Below are 15,543 nucleotides of genomic sequence, written 5' to 3' on the forward strand. Positions count from 1 at the left end.
CCTCCGGCCGTCACTCTCCGTCATAGCCTCGGGGCCGTGCTACGAAGGGAGAAGGTCATGATGAAGGCGGTCGGCGCCCTCGCGCTGAGCGGGGCCCTGCTGGCGGTCGCGGCCCCGGCGCTGGCGAGGAGCGGCGCGCCGGAAGCGGCTCGGGCCCCGGGGGCGAACCTGCGGATCCTGATCTCGGTCAAGGACGGTGGCACGCAGGAGGCCCGCCTCACCTGCCGTCCGGCCGGAGGCGACCACCGGTCGCCGCGCAGGGCCTGCGAGCTGCTGCGGCAGGTCGACGGCGAACCTGGCGAGCTGGACGTCCACCCTCAGGCGGTCTGCACCCGCGAGTACCGGCCCGTCTCCGTGGTGGTGACCGGCAAGTGGCGCGGCAGGTCGGTCTCGTTCGGCCGGGTGTACTCCAACGCGTGCCTGATGAAGGCGGCCGGCGGGGCGGTCTTCACGCTGTGAGCCCGTGGGGGCGGCTCGCGGGCCGCCCCTCAGGACGTCGGTCCTGGCTGCTCCTGGGCCGCGCGGGTCATCCGGCTGTGGTGGTAGCCGTAGGTGAAGTAGAGGAGCGCGCCGATGACCATCCAGACGAGGAACCGCAGCCAGGTCTCGACCGGCAGGTTCAGCATCAGGTAGAGGCACGCCAGGACGGACAGGATCGGCAGCAGCGGCACCAGCGGCGTTCTGAAGGCCCGCTTCAGGTCGGGCCGGGTGCGCCGCAGGATGATCACTCCCACCGACACGACCACGAACGCGAAGAGCGTGCCGATGTTGACCAGCTCGGCCAGCGCGCTCAGGGAGATGAACCCGGCCAGCACGGCGGCGACCACGCCGACGATCGCGGTGAGCACCGCGGGCGTGCCGGTCCTCGGGTGGACCTTCGCCAGCCGCCGGGGCAGCAGCCCGTCGCGGCACATCGCGAACAGCACCCGGGTCTGGCCCAGCATCAGGATCATCACCACGGTGGTCAATCCGGCGATCGCGCCGATGCTGATGAGCACCGCCGCCCAGTCCTGCCCGACGGCGGTGAACGCGTCGGCCAGCGGGGCGGAGGAGCTCAGCTCGCTGTAGCGCTGCATGCCCACCACGACCAGCGAGACCGCCACGTACAGGAACGTGCAGATGGCCAGCGAGCCCAGGATGCCGCGAGGCAGGGCGCGCTGCGGCTCGACGGTCTCCTCCGCGGCGGTGGCCACGATGTCGAAGCCGATGAAGGCGAAGAACACGATGGCCGCGGCGGAGAAGACGCCCATCACGCCGAACGCCACCGGCGTGATGCCGAACAGCACCTGGATGAGCGGAGCCTGCACGCCCTCCACGGTCGGGGTCGACTGCGCCTCGGGGATGAACGGCGTGTAGTTGGCCGCGGTGATGAAGAACAGCCCGGCCACGATCACCAGCAGGACGACCGAGATCTTGATGATCACGATGACCAGGTTGACCCGGGACGACAGCTTGATGCCGGCGATCAGGACCGCGGTGAGGATCAGCACGATCGCGACCGCGGGCACGTCCACCACGGGGTCGTCGCCCGCGATCGACGCGGGCAGGTGGACGCCGATCGAGGTGAGCAGCGAGCTGAAGTAGCCCGACCAGCCGACGGCCACCACGGCCGCGGCCAGCGCCAGCTCCAGCAGCAGGTCCCAGCCGATGATCCAGGCGGGGAACTCGCCCAGGGTGGCGAAGGAGAAGGTGTAGGCCGACCCCGCCACCGGGATCGTGGAGGCGAACTCGGCGTAGCAGAGCGCCGCCAGCGCGCACACGATCCCCGCCACCGCGAACGAGACGGCCACCGCCGGCCCGGCCATCTCCTTGGCGACCTCTCCCGTCAGCACGAAGATGCCGGTGCCGATGATCACCCCGATGCCGAAGACCGTCAGGTCGACGGCGGTGAGGCGCTTGCGGAGCTGGTGCTCGGGCGCCTCGGTGTCGCGGATCGACTGCTCGACACTCTTGGTGCGAAAGATGTCCACGGTCGGCGATCCTTCCCGGGGCCGGGGCGATCATGCGCTGAGCGGGACGCCCCGCTCTTCAGCCGTACGTGCGACTTTCCCCTTGCGTGCCGAGCGTAACCCGGGGAGGCGCCGTCACGAAGGACTGACGACCGGAGAGGCGCGTCTGGCCACCGCCTCGGTGATCTGCCGGGCCAGGTCCTGGCCGGTGAGCCCGATCCGGCTCAGGATGACGGCCCGCTTGGCGTGGTCGAGGAAGTGCTGCGGGATGCCGAAGGTGCGCACCGGCACGTCCACGTCGGCGTCGCGCAGCAGGCGCGAGACCGCGTCGCCCACGCCGCCGACCCGGCCGTTGTCCTCGACGACGGCGACCAGCCGCCGCCCCGTCGCGGCGCCGACCAGGGCCTCGTCCAGCGGTTTGACCCAGCGCGGGTCCACCACCGTGGCCGTGATGCCCTGCGCGTCGAGCAGGGTGGCGGCCTCCAGGCAGGCGTGCGCCATCGGGCCCACGCCGACCAGCAGCACGTCGGGGTCGTCGGTGCCGGGCTCGCGCAGGACGTCCATGCCGCCGAGCTTGCGTACGGGCTCGGCCGTCTCGGCCACCGGCCCCTTGGGGAAGCGCAGCACGGTCGGCCCGTCGGTGACGTCCACCGCCTCGCGGAGCAGCTCGGTCAGCCGGTCGCCGTCGCGCGGGACGGCGATCCGCAGGCCGGGCACGATCTGCAGGAGTGAGAGGTCCCACATGCCGTTGTGGCTGGCGCCGTCGTCGCCGGTCACGCCGGCCCGGTCGAGCACCACGGTGACGGGCAGCCGGTGCAGGGCCACGTCCATCAGCAGCTGGTCGAAGGCGCGGTTGAGGAAGGTGGCGTAGACGGCCACGACGGGGTGGAGGCCGCCCATGGCCAGGCCGGCCGCGCTGGTGAGGGCGTGCTGCTCGGCGATGCCGACGTCGTAGGTGCGGTCGGGGAAGGCGTCGGCGAAGCGCGCCAGCCCGGTCGGGTGGAGCATCGCCGCGGTGATCGCGACGACGTCCTCGCGCTCCTTGCCGAGCCGGACCAGCTCGTCGCTGAACACGTCGGTCCAGATGCGGCCCTTGGGCTTCTCCGCGCCGGTCGCGCGGTCGAAGGCGCCGGGCGAGTGGAACTGGTCCTCGTCGTGGTTCTCGGCCGGGCTGTAGCCGCGGCCCTTCTGGGTGAGCGCGTGCACGATGACGGGGCCGCGGAAGCCGCGGGCCTTGCGCAGGGCCGCCTCCATGGCCTGCTCGTCGTGGCCGTCGATGGGGCCGACGTACTTCAGCCCCAGGTCCTCGAACATCGCCTGCGGGGCGATGACGTCCTTGACGCCCTTCTTGAAGCCGTGGAGCGCGTCGTAGAGGACGGGAACGTTCCCGAGCTTGTCCTTCACGAACTCGAGCACGTCCTCGTAGCGGCGGTCGACCCGCAGCGACGACAGGTGGGAGGCGAGGCCGCCGATGGTCGGCGAGTAGGAGCGCCCGTTGTCGTTGACCACGATGACGACCGGCAGGTCCTTGACGGCGGCGATGTTGTTGAGCGCCTCCCAGGCCATGCCGCCGGTGAGCGCGCCGTCGCCGATCACCGCGACGACGGTGCGGTCGCGCTCGCCGCGCAGCTTGAACGCCTTGGCCAGGCCGTCGGCGTAGGACAGGGCGGTGGAGGCGTGGGAGTTCTCCACGAAGTCGTGCTCGGACTCGGCCCGGCTGGGATAGCCGGACAGGCCGCCCTCCTGCTTGAGCGCGTCGAATCCGGCCGCCCGGCCGGTGAGCAGCTTGTGGACGTACGCCTGATGGCCGGTGTCCCAGATGACCGGGTCGCGGGGCGAGTCGAAGACGCGGTGGACGGCGATGGTGAGCTCCACCACACCGAGATTGGGGCCGAGGTGGCCGCCGAAGCGCGCGCAGGAGTCGACGAGCAGGTCGCGGATCTCACCCGCGAGCCGCGGCAACTCCCCGGCTGCGAGCCGTTTGACGTCGTGCGGTCCCTCGATCGAGCCCAGCAACCCGCTCACGGATCCGGCTCCCCTCTGCTCTTGTGCGCCGACGGGGTCGAGTCTAGTTCGCGCAAGCCGCACCGGACTCATCGACTCAAATCCACACCAATTTGTCAGCTCTTGACCTACTCTTTGGCACATTATGAACACTCTCCCCATGAAGAAACTGGCGTCCCTAACCGCAGCCGGCGTGATCCTCACGCTGGCGGGCACGGGTACGGCGGTCGCACAGACGCACGACGCCCGCTCCGGGCAGCAGACGCAGACCCAGGCCGCCACCCAGCAGGCCGCCGCGCTGCGGGTCACCACCCAGCAGGCCAACCCGCGGGGCAAGACCGCGGCGACCCGCAACCCGCTCTACCGGACGGGCCGGCTGGCCGGCACGAACTGCGCCCCCGGCGGCATCCAGCGCGGCAGCACGGCCGCGTACAAGCGCTTCCTCCAGCGCATGACGAACTGCCTGAACCGGGCCTGGGCCACCCAGTTCCGCAAGGCCAAGCTGAGCTTCAGCAAGCCGCGGCTGCGGATCGTCACCAGCAGGGTCAACACCGCCTGCGGGCGCTGGGTCTCGGGCGCGGCCGGGGTGTACTGCAGCACCAACCGCACCATGTACATGCTCATCACCAAGCGCGAGCTGCGCCAGCCGTACCCGGCCGGCATCGCCAGGCTGATGGCCCACGAGTACGGTCACCACGTCCAGACCGTCTCCGGCATCGGCAGCTACTACTACCCGGCCAGGGCCCGCGCCGGCCGTTCGGCCGGGCTGCTGCTGTCGCGCCGCCTGGAGCTGCAGGCCGAGTGCTTCTCCGCGGTCTTCATGCGGACGATCAGCAACTCGCTGCCCGTCACCCAGCAGGACTGGGACCACATGGTGAGCTGGTTCCGCGAGAACGGCCACAAGGGCTGGGCGCAGAACGACCACGGCAAGGGCCGCAGCCAGGCGTTCTGGATGGAGCGGGGCTTCAACTCCGCCCAGCCGGGCTCCTGCAACACCTGGACCGTGTCCTCGCGGTACGTCGCCTGACCTCTGACGCGCGACCGCCCCTCCCCGGGGCGGTCGCGCCCGGGCGCGGCCCCTCCGGGAACGCTGTGAGATCGCCGCGACAGCCCTGTTTACGCCAGCAAATCACCACGAACTCGTCTAGTATCCGCGATCGTGCGTATTCCTCTTGTCGCAGCGGCTGCCTGCATGATCGCGGGCGTGGGCCTGACGGGTACGGCCGAGGCCGCGAGCACCTCCGCGGCCACGTCCCTGCCGGCCGCCCTCACCAAGAACAAGATCTACCGGTCGGGCACCGCGGCCCCGATGTCCTGCCCGGCTCCGGAGATCCGGTCCGGCAGCGTCGCTTCCATCAAGAGGTTCCAGCAGGAGCTGGCCCGATGCGCCAACCGCTTCTGGGCCACCCGGTTCAAGGCGGCCGGCCTGCGGTACAGCCCGCCCCGGCTGCAGATCACCACCGGCAGCCGCTCGGTCTGCGGGAAGATCAACGCCAACGGCGCGCAGTACTGCCCGGAACAGCGCACGGTCGCGATCCGGATCACGAAGCGTGATCTGCAGGACCAGATCATGATGAACCTCGCGCACTCGGTGGCGCACGAGTGGGGGCACCACGTCCAGGAGCTCACCGGCATCCTCGACGCGCAGAACACCCTCTACTGGCGCTCCGGCAGGACTCAGCGCGCGGCGCTCAGCCGCCGGCTGGAGATGCAGGCCGAGTGCTTCTCCGGCGTCTTCTACCGGTCCGTGCTCGACTCGCTCCCCTCGGAGATCACCTGGTCGCAGTGGATCGACGGGGTGAGGCAGAGCCGCGAGAGCAAGATCCACGGCAAGCCGCGCAACCTCGCCTACTGGCAGGACCGCGGCTACGACGCCGGTTCGGCCCGCGCCTGCAACACCTGGGCGGCGCCGAACTCCCGGGTGTCCTAACCGCCCGCCCGGGCCAGCACCTCCAGCGGGTCCGCGAGAACGTGGGCGAAGGCCAGCTCGGCCGCGCCCACGAGCGTCGCGTCGTCGGCCAGCGCCGAGGTGCGCAGCCGCACCCGCTCGCGCTGCGGCGCCATGGCGTGCAGGGTGAGCTGGCTGCGCACCCGCGCCGCCGAGCCGAGATAGATCTCCCTGAGCATGCCGCCGAAGATGATCATCTCCGGGTTGAAGATGTTGATCAGGTTGGCGACGCCCAGGCCGAGCCAGTCGCCGACCCCCTTGAGCGCCTTCTGGGCCACGATGTCGCCCCGGTCGGCGGCGTCCACCACGGCGCGCACCGCCTCCCGGCTGTGCCTGCCCCTGTGGACCTCGCCGTTCTGGACGGCCTGCGCCCGGCCGGCCGCCTCCAGCAGCGCCCGCTCCCCCACCTCGGCCTCCAGGCAGCCGTGTGAGCCGCAGCCGCAGGCCCGGCCGCCGGGGTTGACGACCATGTGGCCGACCTCGCCGCCGTAGCCGTCGTGACCGCCCAGCAGATGGCCGCCCGCGATGATGCCGCCGCCGATGCCGACGTCGCCGTGCAGGTAGATGAGGTCCTTGACGGCCGCGCCCACGCCGCGGCTGTGCTCGGCCAGCGCGCCCAGGTTGGCGTCGTTGCCCACGCTCACCGGCAGGCCGAGGCCGAGCCTGCGGCCCAGCTCCTCGCCGAAGGGCACCTCCCGCTCCGGCGTCATCAGGTTGGGGCCGAAGGTGATGACGCCGTCGCCCTTGCGCACCCCGCCGGACACCGCCGCGGCGGCGCCCACGCACACGGTGTCGGGCCGGGTCTTGCGGCGCATCTGCCGGGCGAAGGCGGCCAGCACCCCCACCAGCTCCCCCAGCTCGAACGGGCCGCGCCGGCGCGGCAGCTCACGCCGGTCGAGGATCACCCCGCCCAGCCCGACGCGCGCCGCCGCCAGCCGGTCGGGGCCCACGTCGAACGCGAACACGTACACCCGCGACGACTCGGGGCGGACCACCAGGGAGGGCCGCCCAGCCCGCCCCGTCTCGCGGGGCAGTTCCTCGCGCACCAGCCCGGCCGCCGTCAGGTCGGAGGTGAGCGCCATGATGGTGCTGCGGTTGAGCCCCATCCGGGAGGTGAGCTCCGCACGCGAGATCGGGCCGCCCAGGTGGACATGGCGCAGCAGTGCGCCCAGGTTGTGACGCCTGATGTCCTCCTGGGACGGACCGGCACGCATCGTCTGTGGTTCCTTCAGCGGGTGAAAGTCGCTGATCACCTTAGACCAGCGGCGGCGGCCCGTTTGCGCGCGATGGCGTCCACGCCCGCGGCGAGCAGCAGCACGGACCCGGTGACGAGATACTTCACACTCGCTCCGTACCCCATCAGGCCCATCCCGTTCTCGATCACCGCCACGACGGCGCCGCCCAGGATGGCGTCCAGCACCCGTCCCTTGCCGCCGAACAGGCTGGTGCCGCCGATGACGGCCGCGCCCACCGCGTAGAGCAGCACCGAGCTGCCGCCGGTGTTCGGGTCGACGGAGCTGGCCCGCGAGGCGGCGATGATGCCGCCGACCGCGGCCATGGAGGAGCAGATGACGAACGCGGCGACCTTGATCCGGTCGACCGGGATGCCGGCCCTGCGGGCCGCCTCCGCGTTCCCGCCGACCGCGTAGATGTGCCGGCCGAACGCGGTACGCCGCAGCACGAACGTCCACAGCACCAGCAGCACCAGGATCAGCGGCACCACGATCGGCACCCCGGTCAGCGAGGTGAGCAGCGGGTTGCGGCTGCGCTCCAGGTTGAGCACGTACACCGCGAGCCCGCCGATGACCACGAGCGTCCCGACCCGGGCGGCGATCAGCGACATCGGGTCGGCTACCAGGCCGCGCGCGGCGCGCTTCCTGGACCGGAGGAGCTGGATGCCCGCGTAGATCGCCACGCAGGCCGCGAACAGGGCCCAGCCGAGCCACGGCGGCAGGTTCCTGGTGGCGATCGCGACGATCACGTCGTCCCTGATCGAGATGTTGGTGCCCTCGTCCACCAGCACCAGGACCAGGCCCTGGAAGGCGAGGAAGGCGGCCAGCGTCACCACGAACGACGGGATGCCGACCTTGGCCACCAGCCCGCCGAGCGCGGTGCCGATGACCACGCCGGTGAGGATCGCGGCCAGCACGCAGACGTACCAGGGCAGGCCCATGTTGGTCAGCGTCACCGCGAGCACCGCCGCGCAGACCCCGCTGGCGAACCCGGCCGACAGGTCGATCTCGCCGATGAGCAGGACGAACACCAGGCCCATCGCGATCACCGTGATCGCCGCGCCCTGGGTGAACAGGTTCGCGAAGTTCATCGGGGTGAGGAAGGACGGCCGGGCGAGGGCGAACACCGTGCAGAGCACGATCAGGCCCAGCACCGCGGGCAGCGCCCCCATGTCGCCGCCGCGCACCCGCTCAAGGTAGGCCCGCGCGCTGTGCCCGATCGACGGCGCCTTCGCCGCGGTGGCGATCGCGTCTCCGGGGAGTTCCTTGACCTTGTTCATTGCTTGATCCCCAGGTCTCCGCTGCGGCCGGATGTGATCAGTTCGACGACCTGCGCGTGCGTCACGTCGGCGGTGCGGACCTGGGCGGCCATCCTGCCGAGGTAGAGGGCCGCGATCCTGTCGGACACCGCGAACACGTCGTTCATGTTGTGGGAGATGAGCACGACGGCCAGGCCCTTGTCGGCGAGCGTGCGCACCAGTTCGAGCACCTGCGCGGTCTGGGCGACGCCCAGTGCGGCCGTGGGCTCGTCGAGGATGACGACCTTGCTGTTCCACAGCACGGCCTTGGCGATGGCGACGGTCTGGCGCTGGCCGCCGGACAGGCTGGAGACCTGCTGCCTGATCGACTTGACCGTGCGGACCGACAGCCCGGTCAGCGTCTCCTGGGCGAGTTCCTCCATCGCGGCCTCGTCCAGCATGATGCCGCGGCGGCGTTCCCGGCCCAGGAACATGTTCTGGACGATGTCGAGGTTGTCGCAGAGAGCGAGGTCCTGATAGACGATCTCGATGCCCAGCGCGGCGGCGTCGCGCGGGCCGTGCACGTGCACCGGCCGGCCGTCGAACAGCAGCTCGCCCCCGTCGATCGGGTAGATGCCGCCGATGCACTTGACCAGCGTGGACTTGCCGGCGCCGTTGTCGCCGACCAGCGCGGTCACCTCGCCGGCGTGGGCGGAGAAGGCCACGTCGTGCAGGACTTGTACCGGGCCGAAGCTCTTGTCGATCCCGCGTACTTCGAGCAGGGGGGTCATGGGGCTCCCTCACGAGGGGGACGGCCCGCGCCCGGAGGCGCGGGCCGTGCCCTGTGCCGGTTCTACTGGATTCCCGCCTCTGTGCACTTCTCGGCGAACTCGCCGGCGCACAGCTCCTCCTTGGTGACGTAGCCGTCCGCCACCACGTCCTTGACGTTGTCGGCGTAGATGGCCTGCGGCTCCAGGAGCTCGGCAGGGACGTCCTGGCCCGTCTCCGGGTCCTTGACGCTGCCGCCGGCGGCCGGCTTCTCGCCCTTGGCCAGCGCGACCGCGAGCGCGGCGGCCGCGTCGGCCTCCTTCTTGACGGCCTTGTAGACGGTCATGCACTGGTCGCCCGCGAGGATGTTCTGCAGCCCCTGCACGGTGGCGTCCTGACCGGTGACCGGCACCTTGCCGTTGAGCTTGTTCTTCTTCAGCACGGTGATGGCGGCGTTGCCCAGGCCGTCGTTGGCCGAGAGCACGCCGGCGATCTTCGGCTCGCTGGTCAGCATCTGCTCGAAGAGGGTGCCGGCCTGGGTGTTGTCCCAGTCGGGCACGGACTGCTCCGGGCCCTTGACGTACTCGCCGGCGTCGAACTTCGGCTTGAGCACGCCGTCGTAGCCCTGCTTGAACAGCGTCGCGTTGTTGTCGGTCGGCGAGCCGTTCAGGTAGGCCACGATGGGCTTCTCGGCGCCGTTGTCGCTCAGGCACTTGACCAGGCCCTCGCCCTGGAGCTGGCCGACCTTTTCGTTGTCGAAGCTGACGTAGTAGGCGGCGTTGCCGCCCAGCGTCAGCCGGTCGTAGTCGATGGTGGCCACGCCCTGGGCCCTGGCCTTGTCGATGACGGTCTTGCCGGTGCCGCTGTCGAGGTTGACGATCATCAGGACGGTGGCGCCGTTGGTGATCATCTGGTCGGCGATGGTCTGGAACGCGGTCTTGTCGTTCTGCGCGTTCTGGATGTCGTACTCGACTCCGGCGGCCTCGAAGGCCTCTTGCAGGTACTTGCGGTCCGCCGTCTCCCACCGTGCCGACGACTTGCTGTCGGGCAGGATGACGCCGATCTTGCCAGCTTGCTGAGAGGCGGAGGCGGACGCCTCCGCCGTGGAGGTCGATGAAGTCTGACCGCTGTCGCCCCCGCAGGCGGTAAGACCGAGAGCAAGCGCGGCCGCCGTGGCGGTCAGGCTGAGGATCCCCTTGCGCATGGTGCAGGGTCCTTTCTTCCGGAGGGGCCCGGATGAATGTTGTTTGCGGCAACGTATTCCGGCAGGGCCTGCTTGGGAAGACCTCCGAGAGGGGGAGTTTGTTGTATCCGGTAACAATCCAGAAACGCCATGGACGCCGATCCGACACCTTTCCCGGCGCCGCTGGTGGGCTCCGGTACGTCACGCGGCCCAGGTTTGGCCGGACGCGGTGGGGCATGCGCCCCCTATGGCAACCATCGCTTCTGAACTGCTAGTCGAACGTCTGGCCGCGTGGGGCGTGGACACCGTCTTCGGGATGCCCGGCGACGGCATCAACGGCATCATGGAAGGGCTGCGGCGCCACGCCGACAAGGTCCGCTTCGTCCTCGTCCAGCACGAGGAGGCGGCCGCGTTCATGGCCGCCGGGCACGCCAAGGCCACCGGCCGGATCGGCGTCTGCCTGGCCACCAGCGGCCCCGGCGGCATCCACCTGCTCAACGGCCTGTACGACGCCAAGCTGGACCACCAGCCGGTCCTGGCGATCACCGGCATGCAGGAGAGCAGCGTGCTGGGCACCGGCTACCAGCAGGAGGTCCACCTGGAGCAGGTGTTCGCCGACGTCGCCGAGTACAACCTCGTCGTCGGCAACCCGGCCCAGCTGCCCGGCGTCGTGGACCTCGCCATCAGGACCGCCTACGCCCGGCGGGGGGTCGCCCACCTGAGCCTGCCGAACGACGTGCAGGTCGCCGAGGCCGGTGCCGACCCCTACCCCCAGGTCGCCCCGGCGCGCCCGCCCGCCTCCGCCGCCGTCTACCTCCGCCCGCCCGCCGTGCCCGCCGCCGAGGACCTGCGCGCCGCCGCCGACGTGCTCAACCAAGCCGCGCGGCCGGCGATCCTGGCCGGGGCCGGGGCGCTGCACGCCCGCGCCGAGGTGCTGGCCGTGGCCGAGGCCCTCGGCGCGCCGGTGATCAAGACGCTGCCCGGCAAGGCCGTGATCCCCGACGACTCGCCGTACGCGGTGGGCGGGATCGGCCTGCTCGGCACCCGCCCCGGGGAGGAGCTCATCGAGGACTGCGACACCCTGTTCATGATCGGCACGAACTTCCCCTACACCAGGCACCTGCCCGAGCCGGGCAAGGCCCGGGTGGTCCAGCTGGAGGCGGACCCGGCCAGGGCCGGGGTGCGGCTGCCCACGGAGGTGCCGCTGGTCGGCGACGCCAAGGAGGGCCTGCGCGCCCTGCTGCCGCTGCTCGAACGCGCCGGCGACCGCGGCCATCTGGCCGGCTACACCGAGCGGATGAACGCCTGGCGCGCCGACATGCGGGCGCTGGAGTCGCCGCGGCGCCACCCCATCGCGCCGCAGTACCTCATCGGCTGCCTGGACCGGGCCGCGAGCGACGACGCGATCCTCACCTGCGACTCCGGCACGATCGCGACCTGGGCGGCCCGGCACTGGACCATCCGCGGCGAGCGCGGCTTCTACCTGTCCGGCAACCTCGCCTCGATGGCCCCCGGCCTGCCGTACGCGATCGCGATGCAGCACGCCTTCCCCGGCCGTCAGGTGATCGCGTACGTGGGCGACGGCGGGTTCGCGATGCTGATGGCCGAATTCCTGACCGCGGTCCGGCACGGCCTGCCGGTCAAGGTGGTGATCAACAACAACAACGCGCTGGGCCAGATCCTCTGGGAGCAGATGGTGCTCGGCTATCCGGAGCACGGCGTCCGGTACGCCCAGCCGGTCGCCGACTTCTCGGCCTGGGCGCGCTCGTGCGGCGGCTACGGCCGGAAGGTCACCGAGGCCGGCGACCTGGAGGAGGCCGTCCGCCAGGCGCTCGCGCACGACGGGCCCGCCCTGGTGGACGTGGACGTGGATCCGGACGAGCCGCCGATGCCGGGCAAGGTCTCCTACGAGCAGGCCAAGAACTTCGCGCAGGCGTTCCTGCGCGGCCAGCCGCGCCGGGCCTCGATCGCCACCACGCTGTTCAAGGACAAGATCTCCCAGTTCAGGTCCGGCTGAGCGCCGCGTCAGCCGGACAGGTCGATGAGGGCCAGGCCGGTCTCGGGGTCGTGGCGCTTGCGCAGCCAGGCCGGCGACTCCTGCACGACGACCTCCAGCGTGGGCCACACCCGCGCCTCCAGCAGGTGGCCGCCCCTGGTGGCGCCGTCCCGCAGGCCGACGACCACGTGCGCGTGGACCTGCGGGCGCCCGTCCGCGACCGCGATGTCGCCGGTCAGGCTCAGGACCTCGACCTGTTCCTCGACCGGGATGCGCAGGTAGTCGCCGCGCTCGGGGTCGAAGTAGCCGAGCGTGGCGCCGCTGAACGCGCCGATGGCGGTGAGCGCCGCCGCCCGCACCTCGTGCTCCTCGGCCCAGCGCCGCAGCTCGGTCATGGGCTCGTCGCCCTTGTCCATGATGATCGCGTGCACCGTCATGCCGTCGGACCTCGTCAGGACTCGTGACTTCATGCGGGGCCGTCTGCCCGCGCCGGGCGCGGCTACGCCTGCCTGCGCTGATGGTGTTCCCGATATGGACGGGTTACCGATATCACTATTGGACAGAGCGCCGGGGCCTCTGGTCTGCTCGTCCCGTACGAGATCACGATCTGATCGGGGGGCTTGACCCATGCCGCACCACTTCCGGAGGGCCCGCGCCAAACTCGCGCTCTCCTTCCTGGCGATGACCACGGCGCTCGCCGGAGGCGTCACGGCGGCCCCGGCCGCCGTCGCCGCGCCGGCGGTCCGCGAGGACGCGGTCCGCGCGGAGCTGCGCCGCCTGGAGACCTCCTACCGGGGACGCATCGGCGCGTTCGCCATCGACACGGGCACCGGCAGGACCTTCGGCTACCGGGCGCACGAACGGTTCCCGAGCCTGTCCACGTTCAAGGCCGTCCTGTGCGGCGCCCTGCTGGACAAGGCCCGCACCGAGGATCCGGGCCTGATGGAGCGCACGCTGCGCTGGACGCGCAAGGACGTGGTCGAGCACTCCCCCGTCTCCGGCCTGCCGGAGAACGTCAAGAACGGGATGACGCCGGCCCAGCTGTGCCACGCCACCATCACCCTGAGCGACAACACCGCCGCCAACGTGCTGCTCAAGCAGATCGGCGGGCCCGCGGGCATGACCCGCTACTACCGCTCGCTCGGCGACCGGGTGGGGCGGCTCGACCGCTGGGAGACCGAGCTGAACGACTGGAAGCCGGGTGAGAAGCGCGACACGATCACGCCCGCGTCCATGGCCGGCAACCTCAAGCGGCTCACGCTCGGGGACGCCCTGGTGCCGGCCGACAGGAAGCGGCTGACCGGCTGGCTGCGGGCCACCACGACCGGCAGCGAGCGCATCCGGGCCGGGCTGCCCGAGGGCTGGACCTCCGGCGACAAGACCGGCACCGGCGGCGTCCACGCGACGGCCAATGACATCGCGATCGCCTGGCCCCGGTCGGGCGCCCCGGTGATCATTGCCGTCTACACCTGGCGGCGGGCCGCCGACGCCGAGGTGGACCAGACGGTGATCGCCAAGACCGCGTCCCTGCTCGTACGCGGGCTCGGCAAGACCTCCTGACCCCGGCTTCTCAGGAGCTCGCCAGGGTCTGGACGATCAGGACCAGGGCCGACAGCGCCGCCACCACGAGGACGGCGGCGCGGACCTTGCCGCCGTCGAGATAGCGGCGCAGGGGGCCCGAGACCAGGAACCCGGCGATCATCGGCACCAGCAGCGCGGCCCCCGTGCCGAGCGCGAGGGCCGGCAGGCGGCCGACCGCGGCCAGGATGACCAGCGACTGGGCGGCGCTCAGGAAGAAGAACATCGCGAGCGTCGCCCGGATCTGCGGGCCCTTGGCGGTCTGGTAGACCAGGGCGATGGGCGGCCCGCCGATGCCGGTGGCGGTGCCCGTGACCCCGGAGAGGAAGCCCGCCGTGGTGATCGTGAACCCGTTGCGCGGCAGGCTCACCGCCCGCGCCGTGAGCACCACCGCGACCAGCACCATGGCACCGACGAAGAGGCCTAGGTGGTGGATGGAGATGTAGACCACGACGGCCCCGCCGACGAGGCCGCCCGGCACCCTGCCGAGCACCGCGAAGCCGAGCCCGCGCCAGTCCACCCGCCGCCACTCCGAGGCCAGCGTGAACAGCGGCAACGTCAGGTTCGCCACCTGGATCGCACCCGGCATCACCGACGGGTCCAGCAGCGTCAGCACGGGAGCCGCCACCAGGCCCATCCCGAACCCCACGCCGCCCTGGACCACCGCCCCCGCGAAGACCGCCAGACCGCCGATCGTCAGCACTAACGCCAGGTCATCCATGGCGGAAGTCAATCATCGTCACGTTCGACGCCTCACGGGCGGGGGGTGACGCCGCCGCCCTCCCGTGGCGCCTGCCTGGGCCCGCGGGGAGGCGGCGTGGCCGCGCGTCCTCTAGGCTGCCTGATCGTGCTCGTCCGATCTTCATTCCTGGCGCTGTGCCTGGTCGCCGTGCCCGCCCTGCCCGCGCGGGCGGCCCCGTACGCGGCCCCGTACGCGGACCCGTTCGCCCGGAGCGGGAAGCTGGCGGAGGCGGCCTGTCCGGAGCCGGCGATCACGCACGGCGGGATCCCGAGGACCCGCGAGTACCTCAGTGTGATCATGAAATGTCTGCATAAGTCGTGGAAGGCGCGCTTCGCCGCCGACCGGAAGCCCTTCCGCGAACCACGGGTCCGCTTCTACGACGACCCCGAACGGCGCGTGTGCGGCGTGCCATGGCCAGAAAGCGCGGCCGCCTTCTACTGCACCGACCACCGCGTCCTGGTGTTCCCGCTCACCGGCGAGTGGATCGAGAACCGCACGGACCTCTACCCGCTCAAGGTCGCCGCCCACGAGTACGGCCACCACCTGCAGTCGCTGACCGGGATCCGGCGGCACTACGAGGCCCGGGTCAAGAGCAGCCCCGGCCGCCAGGCGGAGCTGGGCCGCCGCTACGAGCTGCAGGCCGACTGCCTGTCCGGGGTGTTCCTGGCCGCGGTGTGGGGGTCGCTGGACCGTACCGGCGAGGACTGGACGGCGCTGCTGGACGCCACCCGGGCCAGCGGCGACGACGAGCACCGGCGCAGCCACGGCAAGGGCGTCACCCGGGTCAGGTGGCTCAAGCGCGGCTATCAGGCCCTCTCCCCCGCCGCCTGCGACACCTGGTCGGCCCCGCGCGCCACGGTGTCTTGAGACCGCGCCCTGCCGAAAGCTCTGAGGCAAGCGAGTTC

General features: G+C 71.3%; 14 protein-coding genes. 6 read left to right on the plus strand and 8 right to left on the minus strand.

The features are described from left to right. Positions 1-36 precede the first annotated feature (36 nt). Positions 37-459, plus strand: coding sequence for an SSI family serine proteinase inhibitor (locus ACQEUU_RS27630; RefSeq protein ID WP_433071318.1), 423 nt, complete (start codon positions 37-39; stop codon positions 457-459). A gap of 29 nt (positions 460-488) precedes the next feature. Here the strand turns inward: ACQEUU_RS27630 and ACQEUU_RS27635 are convergent, their stop codons facing one another. Together ACQEUU_RS27635 and dxs are read right to left on the minus strand one after the other, a co-directional pair. Beyond that, the gene (locus ACQEUU_RS27635; RefSeq protein WP_433071320.1) at positions 489-1,970 is read right to left on the minus strand and encodes an amino acid permease; all 1,482 of its coding nucleotides are present in this window, start codon (positions 1,968-1,970) and stop codon (positions 489-491) included. 114 nt (positions 1,971-2,084) lie between these two features. Beyond that, positions 2,085-3,965 carry a 1-deoxy-D-xylulose-5-phosphate synthase gene (dxs, locus tag ACQEUU_RS27640; RefSeq protein WP_433072009.1) on the minus strand — a complete coding sequence of 627 codons (1,881 nt, stop codon included), beginning with the start codon at positions 3,963-3,965 and terminating at the stop codon, positions 2,085-2,087. Positions 3,966-4,113: 148 nt separating this feature from the next. Between dxs and ACQEUU_RS27645 the strand changes: the two genes are divergently transcribed. Both ACQEUU_RS27645 and ACQEUU_RS27650 read left to right on the plus strand, forming a co-directional pair. Next, the gene (locus ACQEUU_RS27645; protein ID WP_433071322.1) at positions 4,114-4,980 is read left to right on the plus strand and encodes a neutral zinc metallopeptidase; all 867 of its coding nucleotides are present in this window, start codon (positions 4,114-4,116) and stop codon (positions 4,978-4,980) included. 132 nt (positions 4,981-5,112) lie between these two features. Beyond that, positions 5,113-5,883, plus strand: coding sequence for a neutral zinc metallopeptidase (locus tag ACQEUU_RS27650; protein ID WP_433071323.1), 771 nt, complete (start codon positions 5,113-5,115; stop codon positions 5,881-5,883). Here ACQEUU_RS27650 and ACQEUU_RS27655 read toward each other — a convergent pair. The 4 genes from ACQEUU_RS27655 to ACQEUU_RS27670 all read right to left on the minus strand — a co-directional run bounded on the left by ACQEUU_RS27655 (position 5,880) and on the right by ACQEUU_RS27670 (position 10,343). Then, positions 5,880-7,115, minus strand: coding sequence for an ROK family transcriptional regulator (locus ACQEUU_RS27655; protein ID WP_433071325.1), 1,236 nt, complete (start codon positions 7,113-7,115; stop codon positions 5,880-5,882). The two genes, ACQEUU_RS27650 and ACQEUU_RS27655, sit on opposite strands and share 4 nt — an antisense overlap. 35 nt (positions 7,116-7,150) lie before the next feature. Next, positions 7,151-8,413, minus strand: a complete 1,263-nt coding sequence (locus ACQEUU_RS27660) for a sugar ABC transporter permease (protein ID WP_433071327.1) — start codon at positions 8,411-8,413, stop codon at positions 7,151-7,153. Next, positions 8,410-9,162 carry an ATP-binding cassette domain-containing protein gene (locus ACQEUU_RS27665; protein WP_433071330.1) on the minus strand — a complete coding sequence of 251 codons (753 nt, stop codon included), beginning with the start codon at positions 9,160-9,162 and terminating at the stop codon, positions 8,410-8,412. Before ACQEUU_RS27665 ends, ACQEUU_RS27660 begins: the two co-directional genes overlap by 4 nt. A gap of 62 nt (positions 9,163-9,224) precedes the next feature. Next, entirely contained in the window at positions 9,225-10,343 is a 1,119-nt protein-coding gene (locus ACQEUU_RS27670; protein WP_433071332.1) for a sugar ABC transporter substrate-binding protein, read from the minus strand. Positions 10,344-10,569: 226 nt separating this feature from the next. Here ACQEUU_RS27670 and ACQEUU_RS27675 point away from each other — a divergent pair, with 226 nt between their 5' ends. Beyond that, positions 10,570-12,339: a thiamine pyrophosphate-dependent enzyme gene (locus ACQEUU_RS27675; protein ID WP_433071334.1), complete on the plus strand. Its 1,770-nt coding sequence runs from the start codon at positions 10,570-10,572 to the stop codon at positions 12,337-12,339. An 8-nt stretch (positions 12,340-12,347) separates the two neighbouring features. Here the strand turns inward: ACQEUU_RS27675 and ACQEUU_RS27680 are convergent, their stop codons facing one another. Next, positions 12,348-12,788, minus strand: a complete 441-nt coding sequence (locus ACQEUU_RS27680) for a PPC domain-containing DNA-binding protein (protein ID WP_433071335.1) — start codon at positions 12,786-12,788, stop codon at positions 12,348-12,350. A gap of 211 nt (positions 12,789-12,999) precedes the next feature. Here ACQEUU_RS27680 and bla point away from each other — a divergent pair, with 211 nt between their 5' ends. Further along, positions 13,000-13,878 (plus strand): class A beta-lactamase, encoded by an 879-nt coding sequence (bla, locus tag ACQEUU_RS27685; protein WP_433072011.1) that lies wholly within the window; start codon positions 13,000-13,002, stop codon positions 13,876-13,878. Between the two features lie 10 nt (positions 13,879-13,888). On the opposite strand, the gene ACQEUU_RS27690 is transcribed toward bla, so the two are convergent. Then, entirely contained in the window at positions 13,889-14,617 is a 729-nt protein-coding gene (locus ACQEUU_RS27690; protein WP_433071337.1) for a sulfite exporter TauE/SafE family protein, read from the minus strand. Positions 14,618-14,713: 96 nt separating this feature from the next. Here ACQEUU_RS27690 and ACQEUU_RS27695 point away from each other — a divergent pair, with 96 nt between their 5' ends. After that, entirely contained in the window at positions 14,714-15,505 is a 792-nt protein-coding gene (locus tag ACQEUU_RS27695) for a neutral zinc metallopeptidase (RefSeq protein ID WP_433071338.1), read from the plus strand. Positions 15,506-15,543: the final 38 nt, after the last annotated feature.

The sequence above is a fragment of the Nonomuraea sp. CA-218870 genome (genome assembly GCF_050936535.1).
GTDB classification, from domain to species: Bacteria; Actinomycetota; Actinomycetes; order Streptosporangiales; family Streptosporangiaceae; genus Nonomuraea; species Nonomuraea corallina.

What these genes read in the sequence shown, in the direction of transcription:
- ACQEUU_RS27660 (WP_433071327.1), bottom strand. Translation starts at nt 8,413, where the DNA reads ATGAACAAGGTCAAGGAACTCCCCGGAGACGCGATCGCCACCGCGGCG.
- ACQEUU_RS27680 (WP_433071335.1), bottom strand. Translation starts at nt 12,788, where the DNA reads ATGAAGTCACGAGTCCTGACGAGGTCCGACGGCATGACGGTGCACGCG.
- ACQEUU_RS27655 (WP_433071325.1), bottom strand. Translation starts at nt 7,115, where the DNA reads ATGCGTGCCGGTCCGTCCCAGGAGGACATCAGGCGTCACAACCTGGGC.
- ACQEUU_RS27670 (WP_433071332.1), bottom strand. Translation starts at nt 10,343, where the DNA reads ATGCGCAAGGGGATCCTCAGCCTGACCGCCACGGCGGCCGCGCTTGCT.
- bla (WP_433072011.1), top strand. Translation starts at nt 13,000, where the DNA reads ATGACCACGGCGCTCGCCGGAGGCGTCACGGCGGCCCCGGCCGCCGTC.
- ACQEUU_RS27665 (WP_433071330.1), bottom strand. Translation starts at nt 9,162, where the DNA reads ATGACCCCCCTGCTCGAAGTACGCGGGATCGACAAGAGCTTCGGCCCG.
- ACQEUU_RS27690 (WP_433071337.1), bottom strand. Translation starts at nt 14,617, where the DNA reads ATGGATGACCTGGCGTTAGTGCTGACGATCGGCGGTCTGGCGGTCTTC.
- ACQEUU_RS27675 (WP_433071334.1), top strand. Translation starts at nt 10,570, where the DNA reads ATGGCAACCATCGCTTCTGAACTGCTAGTCGAACGTCTGGCCGCGTGG.
- ACQEUU_RS27645 (WP_433071322.1), top strand. Translation starts at nt 4,114, where the DNA reads ATGAAGAAACTGGCGTCCCTAACCGCAGCCGGCGTGATCCTCACGCTG.